Origin of the sequence: Rhizobium sp. AN68 (assembly GCF_030758035.1) — a bacterium.
GTDB classification, from domain to species: Bacteria; Pseudomonadota; Alphaproteobacteria; order Rhizobiales; family Rhizobiaceae; genus Agrobacterium; species Agrobacterium tumefaciens.
In genome coordinates this window covers 1,797,710-1,817,485 of sequence record NZ_JARWMI010000002.1, presented here as the reverse complement: position 1 = coordinate 1,817,485, position 19,776 = coordinate 1,797,710, and the positions used below count along the sequence as shown (strand labels likewise).

19 protein-coding genes and 3 pseudogenes are annotated in these 19,776 nt (G+C 56.4%); 13 read left to right on the top strand and 9 right to left on the bottom strand.

Annotation, left to right across the window (positions count from 1 at the left end):
* Positions 1–151 precede the first annotated feature (151 nt).
* A pseudogene (locus RBH71_RS11715) lies at positions 152–1,914 on the top strand (ABC transporter ATP-binding protein).
* A gap of 79 nt (positions 1,915–1,993) precedes the next feature.
* Here RBH71_RS11715 and RBH71_RS11710 read toward each other — a convergent pair.
* Complete coding sequence (locus RBH71_RS11710) at positions 1,994–2,764, bottom strand: IclR family transcriptional regulator (RefSeq protein WP_111800771.1); 771 nt, start codon at positions 2,762–2,764, stop codon at positions 1,994–1,996.
* Between the two features lie 114 nt (positions 2,765–2,878).
* Positions 2,879–3,688: an ABC transporter ATP-binding protein gene (locus RBH71_RS11705; RefSeq protein ID WP_111800770.1), complete on the bottom strand. Its 810-nt coding sequence runs from the start codon at positions 3,686–3,688 to the stop codon at positions 2,879–2,881.
* Between the two features lie 133 nt (positions 3,689–3,821).
* Here RBH71_RS11705 and RBH71_RS11700 point away from each other — a divergent pair, with 133 nt between their 5' ends.
* From RBH71_RS11700 to RBH71_RS11675, 6 genes are all read left to right on the top strand, one after another.
* Positions 3,822–4,625: an ABC transporter permease gene (locus tag RBH71_RS11700; protein ID WP_111800769.1), complete on the top strand. Its 804-nt coding sequence runs from the start codon at positions 3,822–3,824 to the stop codon at positions 4,623–4,625.
* A gap of 32 nt (positions 4,626–4,657) precedes the next feature.
* Positions 4,658–5,647: an ABC transporter substrate-binding protein gene (locus RBH71_RS11695; RefSeq protein ID WP_111800768.1), complete on the top strand. Its 990-nt coding sequence runs from the start codon at positions 4,658–4,660 to the stop codon at positions 5,645–5,647.
* A 62-nt stretch (positions 5,648–5,709) separates the two neighbouring features.
* Positions 5,710–6,459, top strand: a complete 750-nt coding sequence (locus tag RBH71_RS11690) for an SDR family NAD(P)-dependent oxidoreductase (protein WP_111800767.1) — start codon at positions 5,710–5,712, stop codon at positions 6,457–6,459.
* 8 nt (positions 6,460–6,467) lie between these two features.
* The gene (locus RBH71_RS11685; protein ID WP_111827927.1) at positions 6,468–7,154 is read left to right on the top strand and encodes a DUF4286 family protein; all 687 of its coding nucleotides are present in this window, start codon (positions 6,468–6,470) and stop codon (positions 7,152–7,154) included.
* A 10-nt stretch (positions 7,155–7,164) separates the two neighbouring features.
* A complete protein-coding gene (locus tag RBH71_RS11680; RefSeq protein WP_111800765.1) occupies positions 7,165–8,013 on the top strand; it encodes a fumarylacetoacetate hydrolase family protein in 849 nt (282 codons plus the stop codon).
* A gap of 24 nt (positions 8,014–8,037) precedes the next feature.
* A complete protein-coding gene (locus RBH71_RS11675; RefSeq protein WP_111800764.1) occupies positions 8,038–8,817 on the top strand; it encodes a 2-keto-4-pentenoate hydratase in 780 nt (259 codons plus the stop codon).
* A 143-nt stretch (positions 8,818–8,960) separates the two neighbouring features.
* On the opposite strand, the gene RBH71_RS11670 is transcribed toward RBH71_RS11675, so the two are convergent.
* Together RBH71_RS11670 and RBH71_RS11665 are read right to left on the bottom strand one after the other, a co-directional pair.
* The gene (locus tag RBH71_RS11670) at positions 8,961–9,908 is read right to left on the bottom strand and encodes a bile acid:sodium symporter family protein (RefSeq protein WP_111800763.1); all 948 of its coding nucleotides are present in this window, start codon (positions 9,906–9,908) and stop codon (positions 8,961–8,963) included.
* Between the two features lie 725 nt (positions 9,909–10,633).
* Entirely contained in the window at positions 10,634–11,548 is a 915-nt protein-coding gene (locus tag RBH71_RS11665) for a nucleotidyltransferase and HEPN domain-containing protein (protein ID WP_111803176.1), read from the bottom strand.
* 523 nt (positions 11,549–12,071) lie between these two features.
* Here RBH71_RS11665 and RBH71_RS11660 point away from each other — a divergent pair.
* Positions 12,072–12,388 (top strand): annotated as a pseudogene (locus RBH71_RS11660) (ATP-binding protein); the annotation flags it as partial.
* 431 nt (positions 12,389–12,819) lie between these two features.
* Here RBH71_RS11660 and RBH71_RS11655 read toward each other — a convergent pair.
* From RBH71_RS11655 to RBH71_RS11645, 3 genes are all read right to left on the bottom strand, one after another.
* Positions 12,820–12,990: a toxin C-terminal domain-containing protein gene (locus tag RBH71_RS11655; protein WP_323687387.1), complete on the bottom strand. Its 171-nt coding sequence runs from the start codon at positions 12,988–12,990 to the stop codon at positions 12,820–12,822.
* A 38-nt stretch (positions 12,991–13,028) separates the two neighbouring features.
* A complete protein-coding gene (locus RBH71_RS11650; RefSeq protein WP_323687302.1) occupies positions 13,029–13,430 on the bottom strand; it encodes a hypothetical protein in 402 nt (133 codons plus the stop codon).
* Between the two features lie 137 nt (positions 13,431–13,567).
* Positions 13,568–14,371 (bottom strand): hypothetical protein, encoded by an 804-nt coding sequence (locus tag RBH71_RS11645; RefSeq protein WP_323687386.1) that lies wholly within the window; start codon positions 14,369–14,371, stop codon positions 13,568–13,570.
* Between the two features lie 140 nt (positions 14,372–14,511).
* On the opposite strand from RBH71_RS11645, the gene RBH71_RS11640 reads away from it, so the two are divergent.
* Positions 14,512–15,579: a linear amide C-N hydrolase gene (locus tag RBH71_RS11640; RefSeq protein WP_323687301.1), complete on the top strand. Its 1,068-nt coding sequence runs from the start codon at positions 14,512–14,514 to the stop codon at positions 15,577–15,579.
* Between the two features lie 92 nt (positions 15,580–15,671).
* Here the strand turns inward: RBH71_RS11640 and RBH71_RS11635 are convergent, their stop codons facing one another.
* A complete protein-coding gene (locus RBH71_RS11635; RefSeq protein ID WP_038495171.1) occupies positions 15,672–16,199 on the bottom strand; it encodes a dihydrofolate reductase family protein in 528 nt (175 codons plus the stop codon).
* A gap of 46 nt (positions 16,200–16,245) precedes the next feature.
* Between RBH71_RS11635 and RBH71_RS11630 the strand changes: the two genes are divergently transcribed.
* From RBH71_RS11630 to RBH71_RS11615, 4 genes and pseudogenes are all read left to right on the top strand, one after another.
* Positions 16,246–16,815, top strand: a complete 570-nt coding sequence (locus tag RBH71_RS11630; protein ID WP_111827929.1) for a TetR/AcrR family transcriptional regulator — start codon at positions 16,246–16,248, stop codon at positions 16,813–16,815.
* A 164-nt stretch (positions 16,816–16,979) separates the two neighbouring features.
* Positions 16,980–17,579 carry a superoxide dismutase gene (locus RBH71_RS11625; protein WP_038495165.1) on the top strand — a complete coding sequence of 200 codons (600 nt, stop codon included), beginning with the start codon at positions 16,980–16,982 and terminating at the stop codon, positions 17,577–17,579.
* A gap of 104 nt (positions 17,580–17,683) precedes the next feature.
* Positions 17,684–18,019, top strand: a complete 336-nt coding sequence (fdxA, locus tag RBH71_RS11620; protein WP_111800756.1) for a ferredoxin FdxA — start codon at positions 17,684–17,686, stop codon at positions 18,017–18,019.
* Between the two features lie 11 nt (positions 18,020–18,030).
* A pseudogene (locus tag RBH71_RS11615) lies at positions 18,031–18,595 on the top strand (flavin reductase family protein).
* Positions 18,596–18,779: 184 nt separating this feature from the next.
* Here RBH71_RS11615 and RBH71_RS11610 read toward each other — a convergent pair.
* Entirely contained in the window at positions 18,780–19,736 is a 957-nt protein-coding gene (locus RBH71_RS11610; RefSeq protein WP_111827931.1) for a hypothetical protein, read from the bottom strand.
* Between the last annotated feature and the right edge of the window lie 40 nt (positions 19,737–19,776).

Sequence of the window (19,776 nt, the reverse complement as noted above, 5' to 3'; positions counted from 1 at the left end):
TTTCGCGCATTTTTGCTCGGGCGCGAGAGAGATTATCGAGCTTGGCACGGCAGCGAGTGGAAACTGAGAAAGCCATCCCGCATGAATAACATGCAGCTGAATGTGCAATTTGGAATCTGTGTGGGCGTCGACACCAAATAAGGATATTTCTGTGATCGGATCGTTTTTGTCGCCAAACGACAAGAAGTTGCTGGTGCGGCTTTTCAAAGAGAACTTCAAAAAACATGTCGGTTGGTACAGTGCGGCAATTGTGGCGATGGTTGTCGTTGCCGGCACGACCTCTCTCAGCGCATGGATCATGCGCGATATCGTCAACAGTGTTTATCTGAAGCAGGGTTTTGACGTTGTTCTGGAGATTGCGTTTGCAGTGGCTGCAATCTTCATTGTCAAAGGTCTCGCCACCTTCGTACAGAGCTACTATCTCAGCAAGGCAGGCAACAGTATTGTTGCCGAACAGCAGCGCAAAATCTACGACAGGCTTCTAAAGCAGGGCGTTTCGTTCTTTCAGAACCTGCCATCGTCGGAATTGCTCGTTCGCGTTACCTATAACGCGCAGGCTGCCCGTAGCGTCATCGATACCATTGTCACATCCTTTATACGCGATCTTCTTTCGCTCATCGGTTTGATCATCGTAATGTTCGCCCAGAATTTCCTTCTGAGCGCGATCTCGATGATCATAGGACCGCTGGCGATTTTCAGTGTTCGCCTGGTTTTGCGGCGTGTGCGCCACATCATGGAAGCGGAACTTGCTTCGCTCGGCGAGATCGTCAACGTCGTGCAGGAAACCAGCATTGGGGTTCGCGTTATCAAGGCGTTTTCGCTTGAAAAGCTGATGCGCCAGCGCATGAACAAGGCGGTATCCGATGTCGAGCAACGCGCCAATGGCATTGCGAAGCTTGAAGCGGCGACCAGCCCGATCATGGAGACACTGTCCGGTCTCGCCATTGCAGTTGTCATCGCCGTATCCGGTTACACTGTTCTTGAAAAAGGTGGTTCGCCGGGCGACCTGATGGCCTTCATTACTGCCCTGCTTCTCGCCTATGAGCCAGCCAAGCGTCTGGCACGCATGCGTGTCCAGATCGAGGGCGGCATGATCGGCGTGCGTATGATGTTCGAGGTTCTGGACGCTCCGTTGACACTTGCCGAAAAGAAGGATGCCCAGCCGCTCCCCAAGGCAAGCGGCAATGTGGAACTCAAGAACGTCAGCTTCGAGTATGTTGCTAACCAGCCGGTTCTGAAGGACGTCAGTGTCCTCTTCGAGGGTGGCAAGATGACTGCGCTGGTCGGGCCTTCCGGCAGCGGCAAGTCGACGATCATCAACCTCATAATGCGTCTTTATGATCCGCAAAGCGGTTCGGTCGAGATCAACGGAATGGATTTGCGCGATGTGTCCTTCGCAAGCCTGCGCGAGCATGTTTCTTACGTGGGTCAGGAAACCTTCCTCTTCTCGGGAACGGTGAAGCACAACATTTCTGTCGGTCGTGACAACGCTACCGATGAGGAAATCATCGCTGCGGCCAAAGCGGCCAACGCACATGATTTCATCATGAGCATGCCTGATGGTTATGACAGCAAGCTTGGCGAAAACGGTTCCGGTCTGTCCGGTGGCCAGCGTCAGCGTGTTGCCATCGCCCGCGCCATGCTGAGAGATGCGGACATATTGATCCTCGACGAAGCAACGAGCGCGCTCGATTCCGATCCGAAGCGCTTGTCCGGGACGCGCTTGAGCGGTTGACGTTTAACAAGACATCGATTGTCATTGCTCACCGGCTCTCCACGATCAACCGCGCCGACAAGATCGTCGTCATGGATAATGGTCAGGTTGTGGAGCAGGGAAGCCGTCGCGAGTTGCTAGCGACGGATGGTCTCTACAAGCGCTTGCACAGCATCCAGTTCGACGCGGACGTAGCCTAAGTCAAACAATTATCGGGCGGCATTGCCGCCCGATCCTTATTAAGCTTTCGTATTCATTTTATTCGGCAGGTCATGCCGATTACCAGGCGATTTCCATATCGCTCGCTGCCCTGACGAGAAGAGGCAGAATTTCCGCAACGCGTTCATCGGTCAACCGGGTCAGCGGCGCGGCAACGCTCATTGTGCCGACGACGTCCTTCCCCTGACGGATGGCAACCGCGATTGCCCCCACACCCTCCTCGGCCTCGCCAACCGCGCGGCCGTAACCGAGGCGGGAGACGGCATCCAGTTCCTTGTTCAGTGCCTCGATGGTGTTGATGGCGTTCACGGCCTGCTGGCCGGGTTGACCCAATCCGGCGTCGAGAGCGATCCTGAGCGCCCGCTCCCTGTCGAGGCCTGCAAGCCATATTTTGCCGTTCGCCGTAGCATATGGAACGATACCGGCGCTCATATCGGGTTCGAAGACCAGACCTGAACGACGCCCGCGCGCCGACCCGACCCAGACGAGTGTGTTGTTCTGCACGGCGGTCAGGCGAACGAGTTCACGGGTGCGCTCCGCGAGATCGTTGAGGATCGGCTGGCGCAGATCTGAAACCTGCAGTCGGGCCAGTTGTTTCTGGCCAACGAGCGCCATGCGCATTGTCAACGCATAACAATCGCTTTCCGGGCTCTGCCACGCCCAGCCGTTCTCGATAAGCGACGTCAGGATACGGTGGCACGCGCTTTTGGGAATATCCAGCTGATGAGCGACATCGGAAAGCTTCAGCGGCTCCTCGGCCAGGGCGAGAAGCTCCAGCATGGCGATCGTCCGCTCGACGCCGCCGCTTGGTACATTGATCGTCCTGTCCATCTCATTCTCCGGTCGCAGGTGCACGGCCACTATCCGGAGAAAATCCGGAGCTGTGCGCAAATGGGTTTTTGCAGCGTCTCTTTCTTCTACCGGAAGACAAGAGACGCTGCCGGTTCAGGCATGGCGCTGCAAGATGCCGCGCGAAAGGAATATCTCGGTAATCTCCTCGGACTTTTCGATAAATTCCGGCTCGCGCCGTGCCGCTAGTCCGCGTGGACGCGGCATGTCGATCTCCAGCACTTTTTCAATCCGGCCAGGCCGCGGCGTCATGACGATGACGCGGTCTGCCAGAAGTACCGCCTCGTCGATGGAATGGGTGATGAACACCACCGTCATGCGATTTTTCAGCCAGAGCGCTTCGAGATCGATACGCATCTGTTCGCGCGTCAGTGCATCCAGCGCGCCAAAAGGCTCATCCATCAGCAAAAGCCTGGGCTGAAGCAGCAGCGCGCGCGCAATGGATGCGCGCTGCTTCATGCCGCCGGACAGTTCGTGCGGATATCGGTTGGCAAAGTCTTTAAGGCCAACGGATTCAAGAAGCGCCAACGCGTGGGGTCTCAGTTCCTCACGGTTCCTGCCGGTCATTTCAGCCGGGAAAAGCACGTTGTCGATAATCGTTCTCCAGGCCAGAAGCACGTGATTCTGGAAGACGATGCTCATGCCGCGCGGCGGATCCTTTGACACGTCACCAAAGACGGATATCTGGCCTGTGCTGGCCTGAGAAAGTCGGGAGATCAGCCGCATCATTGTTGACTTGCCGCAGCCGGAAGGGCCGACAACGGCCACGAACTCCCCGTCGCCGATCGTCAGGTCAAGCTTCTCAAGCGCCACGACCGGCGCATCGGCATGGCCGAAATATTTGCTGACGCCCTCCAGCAACACGCCCGGCTCATAGGCCTTCCTGTCATTTTTCTTCTGCAACATGCATTCCTCCCGCTGCATTCCAATTCTCGTGTTCAACCTGAATTACCACTTGACGAAACATCAGTCCATATGGAACATTGTTCCAATAATTAAAAATTGCTCGCTGAACAGCCGGGCAATTTTGGGAGGAAAGATGTTTTCGAAAATACTGGGGGCCGTCAAAGGCCAGACCCACACGATTGGCAGCCTCGTGGGCGCAGGGATCGTGTGGGAGATCGCGGTTAGGGCACTGAAGGTGCCGGAATATATTCTGCCAGCTCCGAGCCGAGTGTTTGCGGACCTTTATAACAACGTGCCGGTGGTGTTCACGGCATCGCTTTATACGCTGCAGCCGATGGTGCTGGGCTTTCTGGTGGCAGTGGTCATGGGCACTCTTCTTGCGCTTCTGGTAGTCTATTCGCGGGCTTTCGAGGCGATCTTTTATCCGCTGTTGGTGATCCTCCAGATCATCCCGAAGATCGCTATCGCACCGCTCTTCATCATCTGGGTCGGCTTCGGCCTGCCATCCAAAATCCTGCTCGTCTTCCTGCTTTCGTTTTTCCCGATCGTCGTCAACTCCATCGTGGCCTTCAAATCCATCGAGCCGGATGTCTACGATCTCGCCAAAAGCTATCGGGCGGGACGCCTGAAGATTTTCTGGAAGGTGGAACTGCCCGGCGCCCTGCCCTCGCTTTTTGCCGGGTTCAAGGTCGCTGCCGCGCTGTCGGCCACTGCTGCCGTGGTGGCGGAGTTCGTCGCCTCCGATAACGGGCTCGGATATCTGCTTCTGAATTACAACGGCAACATGAATACCAGCATGACTTTCGCCGTCATCATCGTGCTGAGCCTGCTTGGCCTGCTTCTCTATGGCATCGTGGAACTGATCGAGCGCTTCGCCATCCCGTGGCATGTCTCCCAGCGCCGCGATGATTTCACCGTGGGCAAGAGCGCGACCTGAACCAGGACTTTAATTAAAACAGGGAGGATAAAATGTTCAATGCAATGAAGGAAACACTGGCAGGCAGCGTGCTTGCCCTCGCCGTCGGTCTGGCGGGCGTGCAGTCGGCCGCAGCCGAAGACAAGGTGACGCTCCGGCTCAATTTCCTATTGAGCGGCGTCCACACCATCTTTTATTACGGCGCCGAGAAGGGTTTCTACAAGGACGCCGGCATCGATCTGCAGATTGGCGAAGGCCAAGGTTCGGCACGCACCGTACAATCCGTCGCAACAGGTGGCGACATGTTCGGCATTGCCGATGGCGGCAGCGTGATAGCTGGCGCCTCGAAGGGCGCGCCGGTCAAATCCGTGCTTGGCCTGCTCAACACCTCGCCCTATGCGATGACTTTTCGGGCAGATTCCGGCGTAAAGTCCATCAAGGATGTGGAAGGAAAGACGGTCGCCGCCAGCGCCGGCGAGGCCTCGCTCGCCCTTTTGCCAGCCATCTGGAAGAAAAACGGCGTCGACGCCTCCAAGGTCAACATTCTGAACGTGGATGGCCCCGGCAAGATCATCGCCATCATGCAGGACCGCGCGTCGGGCATTCTCGGCGGGCTCGAAAACCAGGTTGTCGTCCTCAATTCGAAGGGCCTGCAACAAAAGGTGTTTTCCTTTGCGGAACTCGGTGTGAACACGCAAGGCCTGACGATCGTCACGAATACGAAGGTCATGGAGAGCAACGAGGACCTCGTCAAGCGCTTCGTTGCGGCGTCGCTGAAATCCATCGAGGCGGCGAAGGCCGATCCCGATGCGGCGGTAGCGGCAGCAGTCAAGGAAAAGCCCACCGGCGATCCAAAGCTCCTCAAGGAGCAGCTCAAAATCTCGCTCAAGCTTCTGCCGTCACCTACAGCTCCCTCCGCACCGCTCGGCGAAATGGCAGTCGCCGACTGGCAGCAGACCCTCGAACTGATGAAGGAATATCAGGGCATCAAGACCGATATGCCGGCAGACGCCTTCTTCACCAACGGCCTGATCGCCAAGTAAATATGGACGCTCCCAGTCTGGCGGATACCGCCGGACTGGGACGCGAAACAATGGTTTAAAACATGTCCACATATTATGATTTAGAGGGCAAGGTGGCGGTCGTTACCGGCGCTGCGGGCGGCTTTGGCTCCGCCATCAGCCAGCGCCTTCGCGACTGCGGAGCAACGGTCGTCCATTGGGATCTTCCAACTCCCCTAAAACACGACCACTTTGCCGGTCTCCCGTCATCCGGCGTCGACATCACCGAACCTCAAAGCATCGAGACGGCAGCCGCCGACTTGCGGAGCCAATTCGGCAGGCTTGATATTCTCGTTAACAATGCCGGCATCGTCGGCAACGTCGCGCCGCTCTGGGAAATAACCGTCGAGGAATTCCGCAGGATCATTGACGTCAATCTTTTCGGTTCGTTTCTGGTCTGCCGCGCCCTCGTGCCGCTGATGATCGAAACGGCGAAAACCAGCCGCTCCGGTCGTATCGTCAATGTCGCTTCGATTCAGGCGAAAGAGGGCATGCACCAGGCATCTTCCTACAGCGCCGCCAAGGCGGGGCTGGTGGCCCTGACGAAAAGCCTCGGCAAGGAGCTGGCGACATCCGACATTCTCGTCAACGCCATCACACCCGCGGCTTCCATGACGGCGATGAGCATCGATGCGCCGAAGGAACGGCTGAACGATATTCTCTCGCGCATTCCCATGCGCCGTTTCCTCGAACCCGCCGAAGTCGCCAACATGGTGGCCTGGCTCTCCTCTTCCGAATGCAGTTTTTCGACCGGCGCAGTTTTTGACCTGTCTGGCGGTCGTGCAACATATTGAGGTAACCTATGTCTCTTTTGGGAAAAGCGGTTGTCGCCATCTGGAACGACATCCTGCCGGAAGGCCGCGAAAACTTCATAGAATGGCACAATCGCGAACATATTCCGGAACGCGTAGCGATCCCCGGCTTCCTGCGCGGACGCCGTTATGTCGCCGAACGGGGCACGCCGGAATATTTCACGCTCTACGAGGCGGCTGACGCGCAGGTTCTGGTTGGCCAACCCTATCTGGAGCGGCTGAACGACCCGACGCCGTGGACGAAGAAATCGACGGCCGACTTTCGCAATACGACGCGCGGTGTGTGCAATACCGAGTTCTCCCACTCATGTGGTGACGGCGGTTTTATTGCCACCTTCCGGTTCGATGCATTCGATGAGCGGAAGGCGATGTTACGATCAGCACTATCAGAGGCGCTGGCCGAGATCGGCAGACTGAGTGGTGTAAGCGGCGTGCACCTGTGCATTGCGGACAATCGGGCCAGCAGCCTTGAGACCGCCGAGCGCAAGGGACGACAGGTGGGCGTGCCTAACTGGATCATCCTGATCGAAGGCGGCTCAGCCTTTTCCGTCACAAATGCGAGCGACGCTCTGGCACAGAGACTATCGAAACAGGACCTTACGGGGTCAGTAGAAAGCGGGCTCTACCGGCTCGAATTCTCGCTTGGCGAAAACGCCCTTCAGCAATCGGCTGCATAAGGAAATCAACATGAAATTTCTCCGCTACGGCCCATCCGGTCAAGAAAGGCCGGGAGCAATCGATGCCGAGGGCAATATCCGCGATCTGTCTTCCATTGTCATCGACATTACAGGGCAGACGCTGTCGCGCCGTTCTCTCGATAATCTTGGCAAAACCGATCTCTCGTCTCTTCCCATTGTGTCACCTGATGTCAGGATCGGTGCGTGTGTCGGGGCTGTCGGAAACTTCGTAGCTGTTGGGCTGAATTACAGCGACCACGCCTTGGAAACTAACACGCCCATTCCGGAAGAGCCTGTGCTTTTCAACAAGCACACATCTTGCATTTCCGGCCCGAATGACCCGATTATGCTTCTGAAGGATTCTGAAAAGGCCGACTGGGAGGTGGAAATAGCCTTCGTCATCGGCGAGCCCGCATACAATATCAGCGAAGAGGACGCGTATTCCGTCATCGCCGGGTATTGCGTCTGCCACGACGTTTCCGAGCGCGCGTTCCAGATCGAGCGCGGCGGGCAGTGGACAAAGGGCAAAAGCGGCCCAGGCTTCGGCCCACTTGGCCCATGGCTTGTGACCCCTGACGAAATCGACGATGTGCAGAACCTTGGGCTGTGGCTCGATGTCAACGGCCAGCGCATGCAGACGGGATCGACCGCGAAGATGATCTTTCCGATCGCCACTCTCGTCTCCTATATCAGCCGTTTCATGCGCCTCATGCCCGGTGACGTCGTCACGACCGGCACGCCGCCGGGCGTCGGCCTTGGCATGAAGCCGCCGGTCTTCCTGAAAGCCGGAGATGTCGTCGAACTTGGCATTGATGGCCTTGGCAAGCAGCGCCAAATCGTGACAGCATTCGGCCAATAGACAGAATGAGGGATGATGACTGGAATGACGGCGATCGAAAAACTGGCCCAGGGCCTTGTGAAAGCAGGCCTGAACAGCAGCAAAATTGCGCTGGCGACAATCGAGGCGGATGGCCTCGTTCCAGACGGCCTTGAGGAAGCCATGGCCGTTCAACGCGCTTTCGTTGAAGCTTCCGGTAAAACAGTCGGAGGCTGGAAGCTGGCGATCCGGCCGGACGGGAACGCGGTCGCTGCGCCGATGGTCGATTGTTACCGGGTCGGTGACGACGCTATCGCGTCTTTTCCCGGAGCAGACATCGAAGGCATCGAGGTGGAAATCTGCTTCACCCTCGCCTCCGATATTCCCGTCGCAACCGCCACACCGCTCAGCAGAGCCGACATACTGACGCATATCGACGCCGTTCATCTCGGCGTCGAGCTGCTCGGCTACCGGTTGGTGGAAAAGAACCAAGTCCCCTTCCCGCTCTTTCTGGCGGATCGACTTGCCAATCGCGGGTTTGTTCTCGGGCCGGAAATCGACGCGGCAATCGTCAATACCTTTGCCGAAAATACCGGGGAACTGCCGCATCTGACGGTGACCGAAGGTACAGGGTTTCGTTTCGATGCGGTGGTGAAACACCCCAATATCGATCCGCTCGCCCCGCTTATCGCTTTCGCCAATTCCCCGCTCAACAGGGATGGAACGCTGAAGCGCGGACAGATCGTCACCACCGGCAGTCTTTGTGGTGCGATAACAAGCAACCTTGCAGCCGACACCCTTATTGATATGAAATCGGTCGGGGCTTTGACACTTTCATGCTCTTGATCGTCGCCTTCCCCCATCGACGCGGATAGTGCTTCCACGTCGATGGCGATTTTGGTCGAGGCGCTCCGGACCTGCAGCGTCATATCCCGAAGAACCTCTTCGGGCTGCTTCACATCACGTCGGCCAGTCTCCGGCCGGCGATCTTATACGGCTTTCGTCGTCTCTGTATCCACGCGTCCCGAAAACCAGTTGGCAAGGAGCGCGCCGGAGATGTTGTGCCAGACACTGAAGATGGCGCTGGGCACAGCTGCGAGCGGCGAGAAATACGCTGTCGCAAGAGCGGCACCGAGACCGGAGTTCTGCATGCCCACCTCGATGGCGATTGCCTTGCGCTTGGTGAGTGAGAGGCCGGTCGCCTTTGCCGCGAAATAGCCGAGCAGATAACCGAGCCCATTATGAAGAACCACGACCGCAAAGATCATCAGGCCGGACTGCACGATCGCACCCTTCGATGCGCCGACAACCGCCGAGACGATCAAAACGATACCGATGACGCTCACGAGCGGCAAAGCCGGAACGGCCGCCTTGACGACACCTGGCAAAAGCTTCTGCAAGGCAGCACCAAGGGCCAAGGGAACCAGCACGACCTTGACGATGCTCAGGAACATTGCCCAACCATCGACCGGCAGGAACTGGCTGGCAAACAACCAGACGAGGAAGGGCGTCACCAGAGGAGCAGCAAGCGTCGTCACTGACGTGCAGGCGACGGAGAGGGCGACGTCGCCCTTCGACAAATATGTCATGACATTGGAGGATGTCCCTCCCGGGCAGCAGCCAACTAGGATCACGCCTGCTGCCACTTCCGGCGGCATGGGAATAATCCGGGTCAGCAGGACCGCAAGCAGCGGCATGATGAGGAACTGGCCGAGCACCCCGATGGTAACATCGACCGGGCGCTTTACGACTTCACGAAAATCGTCGACCGAAAGTGTGAGCCCCATGCCGAACATGATGATCGACAGAAGCGTGACGATCCACGGTCCAATCTGCTTGAACGTATCTGGAAAATAAAAGCCGAGCACGGCAAACAAGATGACCCAGACCGCAAAGGTTTTGCCCACAAAAGCCGAAACGGCTGCCAGCGATTTCATGTCTTCACTCCCAAAATGAACATGAAACCCCGTCTAGACTCCTAGGGTGCTCTGTCAAGGTCATTACGCCGTTGCTACAACCTCGCGGTCAAAAACGATACGTCGCAAATCCGAGAAGATCGAATACCTCGGGGTCAACAAGCTACGTTGGCCAAATCTAGCCAACATTCTCCTCAACATCTGCCCCACCAAATATGAAGCCAGATTTGTGGGAAAACCCAAGGGGACGCAACCATATCTAGCGCGACTCGAATTTTCATTTGGCCTTGCTTTTTCATATCCCCATTTGTGTTCGCGAATGCTTATTTTATCAGCGGCTTCGATCCGTCTCCCCGAAAAAGCTCGCCTGGGCGCATAAGGATCATGACGGCCTATGTCATCGACGCCAAAGGTCTTGTTTCGAAGCGAGGCAGGTCCATAAGCCGCATCCCGTGGACTTCATTCGGTTCATCTTCACTATACGAGTGGCGTCGGCACCACTGGGTTACCAGTCTACAGCGCGTGTGCGGACGCTTATAGCGGCAAGCGCCAGCAGCGTTAAGAAACCTGGGTGATGTAGACAAGCGAGCAGCGACCGAAACCCGTTTGCTCGAGGCAATGGCGGCCGCCCATGCCGACCAAAACGTGACGATGAACAGGACTGAAAGAATGGGTTGCACCCTGTGGTTCATCACCTTGCGATGGCTGCCACCTGAGTACAGGAGACTTTGTGCGACCCGTGAAGCTCAGTCGCTGGCGTTCGCGGCCTGTTCGAGCTTTTCGATGTGTTCGCGGCAAAGCGTCTCAACCAGCTTATGAAGTTCCGCGGTCCGCTCCTGAAGCCAGGTGAGCGCCTCTTCGGAAACCTCGAAACCCTTCGAATAGCGTGCCTTGACGTAGGCCTCATTCAGGATGTTGTACCATGTGGTAAATCGCTGACGATCGCGTGGCCAGATGTCGATCAAACGGTGATCACGACCTTCGGAAAGTCCACGCAGGAATTTGAGGTTGTGCGACGCAGGCGAATAGTTTGTCAGTGTCAGGAGGTAGCAGTTGTAGGCAGTCTCCACTGCCTGATGCAGTTGGAAGGCGGCGATGTTGGCATTGTTGTCCTTCAGGGCATAGCCAGCCAACTTGATGAAGGTTTGTGCATCAGGAAAATGCCTGCGGAAATGCTCCTCGGCAACCCTAAGCGCGTCGGCAGGGCTAAGTGGTTTCGCTTCAGCCAGCGGCCGATCGTCGAATTCGTAGAGGAGGATGCCTTCTCGAGCGAGGTCGACGAAGAAGTATTGGCCATCATGTAAAAAATTGCTGATCTCGCGGGCGCCATGCACGATGAGACCAACGGGTGTCTCAATCTCCTTGTCCCACATCAGCCGGTCTGTTGTCTTGTCCCAGTATTTGGGATCGGCAAGTTCCTTGTTGCTGACGATGACTAGGATATCGAAATCCGAGCGGTAGCCTTTCGACGTATGCGGTTCATCCACCCAGGTGCCACGTGCGTAAGAACCGAACAGAATGATTTTGAAAATCCGTCCGTCCTTTTTGGCATCAGACTTCGAGCGCTCCACCAGATCAGCAAACTCTTCCTGAATAATTCCGACGACGCGCGCGAGCTCGCGTTGCTTTCGTTCCGGCAAATGTTCAAGGCTGGTCTTCATGTCTGCTCCGTTTCTGGACGGTATCCTGTATGGGCCATTGTGAACTTCTTTAAAACTCCGATTATTGGCAGCCGCCAATCGAGTGCCTGTCTCCCGCACCCAAAATCTTCCGCCGCGTTGCCTGCGCCCGCTCCTGTTTGCCCAGTCGCGCCTGCAAACTCACTCCTCCTATCGTCCATCTCCCTTGTCACTTGTCCCTGATCCGCCATGCGATCGGGTTTGCGCGTATCGCCCTCCCCGGATTGATGCGTTTGTTTCCTATTCAAACACGAGCAATACCTGTTGGCGACTGCTACTTTTAGTAGTCGAAATACCCATTCGATGTTGCTAGCGTCTCCCTCGGCAAACAGGCAGGGGCGCAATTAGACGGCAAGCTTGCCAGGTCTCGGGGGGGGGCTTGGACAGAGTCGATAGTAGGCGCCCACGATTACGCCCGCCGATGCGCCGCAAGCCCTGACGCTCATCAACGAGCCGAAGGCGAATGTCAAATGATACGATGCCCTTAGAAAGGCGAAGGCCCGCAATACGTCATAATCCAGCAAGTGGAGCGGTCGTTATCATGCTTAGGCAGAGACTCACGGCATGGCACAAGCCGTCGGCGAACTCACGGAGGTGGGATCGAGTGCCTATTGGCCCAGAACCTCCTGCTTTCCCGCAAATCGTGATCTGAATGGCTTCGATTTTACCACCGGCGAGATCAACGAGGCGCTGGTCCGTGAACTTCATCGCTGCAACTTCCTCGACGACGCCAACAACATCTTTCCGGTCGGCGGTCCAGACACAGGCAAGACGCATCTCGCGGCGGCAATCGGTGCCGTCGAACTGGTCAACGCGCTCGAATAGGAGAAACGCAAGTGCGCCCTGACCACATCGCCAACCGGCTTCTCGCAGTCGTTCTTCAGCTCCTGGTTCAAGAGGCCACCGAAGCCTCCATTGACCGACCGCATTCCATGTCGGGATATCTGCCCGGAACCATGGATACGGAGTCCACAGGTTTGGCAGGATTACGCAGATACTAGACGGCTTTTATTGGTAATAGTGCTGTATGTAGCGGGCTAGTGGGAGTTGATAAAATCTATTTATTCAAGTAGATAAGTAAGCATTTCCCGTCCTTTTTCCCCACAAGACCGGCCGATCGAACATCATCACCTCCATCAATAGATATTTCTACCGGCAATTCTTGACTTTCAAAGGACCGAAGTTCTTTTATCAGCTCTTCAATAGTTTTCCCTTTATTAGCCAAATTCCTATCGTCTGTGTTTTAACGTTCATTATCCATCCCCTATACGTTTCAGATTTGAGTCATAAGTTCCGAGGCGCCTCCCCTTACCTGCGAGGTCCTTAACGGAAGTGGCCATCTTCCAAGCGCCTCCATTATGGCCATCCAAATCTCTCGTTATGTATAAAGTCCCATTTTTGTATACCGGTTGCCCACCGTGAATCGTTTCATTTATTTTCTTAAATCCAAGCGCCTCGGCTGCTATCTTGCCTCTTTATTGGACCGATAAACCGGCCCTCTACCGCCAGTTTTGGCCACCCTGCCCAATATAGCCATTGCAATGATTGTGCCGACGTCAAGACCAGTCTTTTCGAGCTGGGCAAACTTCTCATCCCACGTTAGCGACGAGTCGTTCCAGATCGCCCAGCGCTCAGGTCCGAACTCTTCCGCGAACCGTGCACCTTCACCCGTTCCTTCAAGATAGGCTTTGAGATTGCCGCCATACGGCCGCCCGTCAAGCTTGTCGATGGCGTTCATCAGCCACCAAGACATCATTGCTCCCTCGCCACTCGAGGAAATGCTGCTACCGGCCGCAAATCCGGTGGAGCGCAGGACCTGCACTCGTTCAGCTTGCGTCAGGTTCGCGAGTTTGGGATCAGTCAACGTGTTTAACGTCTTGGCACTGACCGCCGCGCGAGTTGTTTCGTCAAAAAAGTCGAGATGAAAACCAAAGTTAAGAAGAAACTAAAATTGTTTCTGGGACGGGTGAGAAAAGGCGATGAGACACGCGACAACAGTGACTAAAACCGGTACGTCAACCCGACAACCGGTCCGCTCAGCCGTGAATCGAAGACGTAACCATCGTGCGAGTAATCAACGTCGAGCACCTTGTAGCCTGCCGAGACCGACAATGTGTCGGTAAAGATGTAGTTCACCGTCGCGAGTGCTGACCAGGTGAGATCGGATCCCGCACCGAAACCGCCGATATCCACCTGCCCCTGAACGGACAGCATATCCGTGAGGCCGAAAAAGGCGCGTGCGCCGATGACGGGGTCGACCCAGCCGAAACTCTCTCTGTGGGTGGCGGAAACGCTGCCGATCAACGGATGGCTGGCAGTGACCGCAACTTCGTTTGAAATGTGCCAGAAGCGCGCGCCTGCGAGCGCGTCGAGCGAAAACCCGTCTGCATCGATGACACGGTACCCTGCCTGCAACGTCGCCATGAATTCCTGTGTATCCACATTCGCATTGATGGCGGCACCGGCAGGCAAGGTTGGCAAACCCGGAATTTGCAGCGCCGGTAGCGGACCGGCTGCCTTGCTGTCGGTGGTATCGACATACATCAAATCGCCGGAAAGGACGAAACGGTCGTAACGTCCCCAGATGTTGAGAAACCCACCGAAATTGAGATCATCCATGACATCTGAAAAGGATTTCTCCACATGGAGGGTCGGGGCACGTTGGAACGGCGACACGTTGCCATTCAAGCCGGTCGCCCAGAGGTAACCCGTCGCCTGAAATGCCCAGTCTGGTGCCACATCAACCGTCGCGGGTGTGGCAACAACGTCGTCTGCAGCAGTGGCCGCGGTTGCGGAAAAAGCCATAAGGGCCGAAAAAATTGATAATTTTAGCAATGCCTTCTCCCCCAACAATCGTCCGTAGCTAAGCGTATTTGACTTCCGGCAACAAGTCCGATTTTCTATCATACGCTGTATCTTGTGCCGCGAACACCGGAGGCTTTTCCATGCGCCTGAAGACCTTGCCGATTTTTTCCACCTGCACCGCCGCGATATTGTCTGTCGCAACACTGACGACATCGGTGGCCGAAGCCTGCACGCGCTTCGTCTATCTGGGCGAAAATGATCAGGTGATGACGGCCCGGTCGATGGATTGGAAGACGGATGTCGGAACCAACATCTGGGTATTTCCGCGCGGCATGGAACGCTCCGGCGAGGCCGGGCCGAATTCGGTCAAATGGACCTCGAAATACGGCAGCGTCATTGCTTCAGGTTACGATATTTCGACGACAGACGGCATGAATGAGGCAGGCCTTGCTGCAAATGTTCTCTGGCTGGTCGAGTCGAGCTATCCCGTTTATGACGGGAAATCGCCGGGCCTTTCCATCGCCGCCTGGGCTCAATATGCGCTCGATAATTTCGCAACGGTGGACGAAGCCGTCAGCGCGCTCGAGAAGAACCCATTCACCATTGTCACCGACAATGTTCCCGGCGAAGAACGTCTGGCGACCTTACACCTCTCCCTATCGGATGCGACTGGTGACAGCGCGATCATCGAATATATTGATGGCAAGCAGGTCATCCACCACGGTCGTCAATATCAGGTGATGACCAATTCGCCGACCTTCGATCACCAGCTGGCGCTCAACGAATATTGGAAGCAGATTGGCGGCACCGTCATGCTGCCGGGCACCAATCGCGCCTCGGACCGGTTCGCCCGGGCTTCTTTCTACGCAAACGCCATACCCAAGAGCGAAAATCCGGTCGAAGCCATCGCCAGCGTCTTTAGCGTCATCCGCAATGTGTCGGTTCCATACGGCATAACCACGCCGGACCAGCCAAATATTTCCTCCACCCGCTGGCGCACCGTGATTGACCACAAACGCAAGCTCTATTTCTTCGAATCCGCATTGACGCCGAACATCTTCTGGATCGACATGACTCAACTCGACCTTTCGAAAGAGACGGGTAAGGTCAAGAAACTCGACCTGGGGCCCAATCAGATCCACATCTATTCGGGCATGGCGAACGAGAGCTTGAAGGATACCAAGCCCTTTAAGTTTCTCGGGCTTTGAGGGCGGAAACCACGCAGTCAGGCCGGGAGCAGCTGGCAAGGTCTGTATCGACCATTCCTCGCCGCCCCACTAACATCATGAATCCGAGAGCATTACGAGAAGCGGTAGTGTAATCGAACACAGCCCTTTTCGATTGCCGTTGCGCTGACGAGAGTGGGACTGGTCCGATGCCCGGTGAGCGGAAAAAGGGGCTCACCTGAGCCGAGGATTTCCGGGATGACATAAATCTCGATCTCATCCAGTGCATCACGCTCCAGAAAGGCCATCTGCAGCTTTCCGCCGCCCAGCATCCAGACATCGCCATCATCGAGGGCGCGCAGTTTTTCGATCAACGAGCCCAGATCGGTGCTCACCTCCAGAGGTCCCTTGGGCTCCTCGATCGGCCTTGAGGTGACGACGATGACGCGTTGATCTCCATAAGCCCAAGGCGACTGTTCACGGGCGATGAAATCATAGGTCGCCCGCCCCATGACCACCGTCCGAATTCTTTTCAGGAAAAGGCGATAATCGTGTTCGCCGAGGTCCATATCATCATATTTGTAGAGCCAGTCTAGCGAGCCGTCTCCAGAAACGATCCGCCCGTCCAGGCTCGCCGCGATATATCCGCGAATGATCGCCATATTATCCTCCTTGATTTATAAATGAATATACGTTTATATATATGTCATGCCAAGACACAAGTCGATTTCAGATTATCAGGTTCTGGATGTCCTGCTGCCCCTCATGTTGCAGACAGGCCCCGACGGGCTGACTTTTGCCGCAGCCGCAAAGGCCTGCGGCCTATCTGCGGCAACCCTGGTGCAGCGTTACGGCAAGCGCGAAGACCTTGTCGAAACCGTGCTTCTGCGCGCCTGGGACAAGCTGCAGGCGGAAACGGAAACAGCCGATGAGGAGGAACCATTGACGCCGCAGGGCGCCATATCCCTTCTCATGCGCCTCATACCCCCCGAAGCCGCAGAACAAAATGCCAGTGACGGGTTGCTGCTGCTGAGAGAAGACATTCGCAATCCGAAGCTGCGCGCGAGAGGTGCGCTCTGGGGACACACCCTCGCCCAGGCGCTTGGCTGCCGCCTTACCCACGACAAGGCTAGCGAGGAACGGCTTGGCTGGCAGATGGCCGCCTTGTGGCAAGGCGCACATACATGGTGGGCATTCGTCCGCGGGGAAGATGCGAACTCGGCAATTCGCAGGGCACTCGAAGAATGGGTCGCCGCGGTGAACGTCGACGAGCGATAATCCGCGCCATCGTGGCGCATGTTTCATAAGCCCGCCAGCTCGTGTATTTATCCCCCCGAAAACCGCTTGACCTCAACTGTGATTGAGGTCCTAGAAGTATTGTCACCTTGTTTTCGCAAGGCTTTTTCCATGCTCTTGAGCAAACAGTGACAAAGGAATACCTCATGTCTTTCCAGCTTCCCGACCTCCCCTATGCCCATGATGCGCTCGCCCCTTCTGGCATGTCCGAGGAGACGCTGAAGTTTCATCATGATCTCCATCACAAGGCCTATGTCGATAACCTCAACAAGGCGATATCAGGCACCGAATGGGAGAAAAGCAACCTTGAGGACATCGTCCGGGGCACCTATGAGAAGGGTGCGGTGGCGCAATCCGGCATCTTCAACAATGCCTCCCAGCATTGGAACCACAATCTCTTCTGGGAAATCATGGGGCCACAAAAACACGCGATCCCCAAGGTGCTGGAAGATGCGCTGACGCAGTCTTTCGGCTCGGTGGCACTGTTCAAGCAGAATTTTGCGCTTGCCGGCGCCTCGCAATTCGGCTCGGGCTGGGCGTGGCTGGTGGTGGATACCGACGGTTCGCTGAAGATCACCCGCACCGAAAACGGCGTCAACCCGCTGTGCTTCGGCCAGAAGGCGCTTCTGGGCTGCGACGTGTGGGAACACAGCTATTACATCGATTTCCGCAACAAGCGTCCGGCCTATGTCGAGAACTTCCTCGACAATCTGGTGAACTGGCAGGCAGTCGCCGCCCGTTTTTAATTTGAGCCCCACTGATCCGGCCGGCCCCGCTGCCCTGGGCGGCTGGCCGGATCAGGCGCAGCCGGACAGCCGCCGTCCGGCTGCAACTCCATTCGAGCATTCCCATGCCCTATGTCGTCACCGAAAACTGCATCGCCTGCAAATACACGGACTGCGTGGAGGTCTGCCCGGTCGAATGTTTTTATGAAGGCGAGAACATGCTCGTCATTCACCCGGATCAATGTATCGATTGCGGCATCTGCGAGCGCGAATGTCCGGCCGCGGCAATCCGGCCGGATACTGAGGCGGGTCTGCATGTCTGGCTCGACCTCAACCGCCACTATTCCGACATCTGGCCGCGCGTGCACCAGAAAAGAACGCCGCCTGATGATGCCGACATCATGAAGGGTGCTGCGGCCAAGTTTTCCATTTTTTCGAAGAACCCGGGAGCGGGCGGTTAGCCCGGCACTGCATGTCTCATAATTTTACGCTGATCGATGGCGGTGTGGTCAATCACGCGCATGTCCCGCTGAAAGCCTCCCCCTCTCCGACAATCTCGCCGCGTGAATTCAAGGACGCTATGGCGAACCTCGTCTTCACCGTGGCCGTGGCCACGGCCTCCCATGCGGGCGAGCGAGATCGGACGTACGATCACGTCCTTCATGCCGCTCAGCGCCGAACCGCCGCTTCTAATGATCTCCATCGATGCCAGTAGCCGTATGGTCGATGTTGTCGCAGCAAGCCGGCGCTTTTCCGTCACGGCGCTGTCCAGAGGGCAGGAGGAGATCGCCGATGTGTTCGCCGGAAAAGGAAACCTGCCGGACCGTTTTTCCGTCGGCCATTGGGACGTCTGGCCGTCAGGAAGCTCAAGGCTTGCCGACGCGCTGCTCTCGATGGATTGCGAACTCGTTGGCTCCATTGATGCCGCCGACCACATCCTGTTTATTGGATCGATCATCGAAGCGAGCTTTGATCCACTGCGCAAACCCTTGCTCTGGAGTGAACGCAACTATCTAGGCACGGAGGTAAGCCGTTAGCTAAACCATAGACTTACCTTCCCATGATCTCATGTGCGCAGCGTCTTTTTTCGCCCTCAAGGGCAAGACCTTTCCAATGGGGGCGATAGCGGACGACAAACACTGCCAATGAGCGGTGGAATTTTCACGGTTGTCATTTCGAAAGACGGACAGCTTCGAAATACTTTTCGGCGCCGATATCTCTTCACCGCGCCTTCATGCACAACACGGTCCTGTCGTCGCTGAATTCGCTCGATGTTGACCCCTTAACCGACGGGTACTCGTTGATCTTGTGAAAATCCGCCCCTTCAACGCGAGCGAATTCGGCTTCCCAGTCGACGACGTCGATCCCGGTGGGTAGTGAGAGATAGCCGTCAGTAAAGATTTCCAGACTGTTGATCGTGTCCTTGGCGAGCGACAGGTCGACCGTCCCGTCCTCAATAACCATCCCACCATTGACCGAGGCGTATCCCAGCACGTGTCCCTGCCTGTTTGCGAATTGCGGCTGGACGCGAATTCCGCCCATCAGGAATTCCTCGACCGCTTCGATATCGCTCTCAAGACCGCTCATGCGGGCTGCGGCAATGACAACATTCTCCGCCTCCTGCGCAGGCATGATGCCGTTTTCGACAGCGGAACGCAGGCCGGAAAAGATGGTCCCGCGCGTGCGTGCCTCAGCTGCATCACCATCCCTCAAAGCGGCAAAAAGATGTTTGAAAACAAGGATGCGCGCCGATGTACTTACCTTGTCTATAAGCTTGGCGTGCTGCAGCAACCGGGAGCCGTTGATACGCACACCGGAATCGCCGGCCAGAAGCAGGCGGAAACTGTCTCCAAGGTCGGCAACGATTGCCAGGGTTGTCGACGGTGGATGGCTGGCATTGATGCGCTCCGCCTCGCTTTTTAGGATATCGCTGATCTCTTGAAAAAGCTGAGGAGCGGCAATTTTTTCCAGCGTGCCATCGAGGCCCATCTTCGCCACGGCATTTGCGGCAGCAAGTGCTGCGATACGGCCCGAGCTCAAGCCGCCGTAACTTGCACCGGTCGGGTCGGTCGCACCGTCAAAAACGGCCAGAACCCGTCCCGGTATGATCAGTGCCACATCGTCCCCGGGCTTTGCGGCGTTCTTGTATTTCGATTGCGAAAAGCTCGCGATATTCATCGTCGTGTATTCCTTGCAGAGGGAGGCTGGGCAGAGGGAG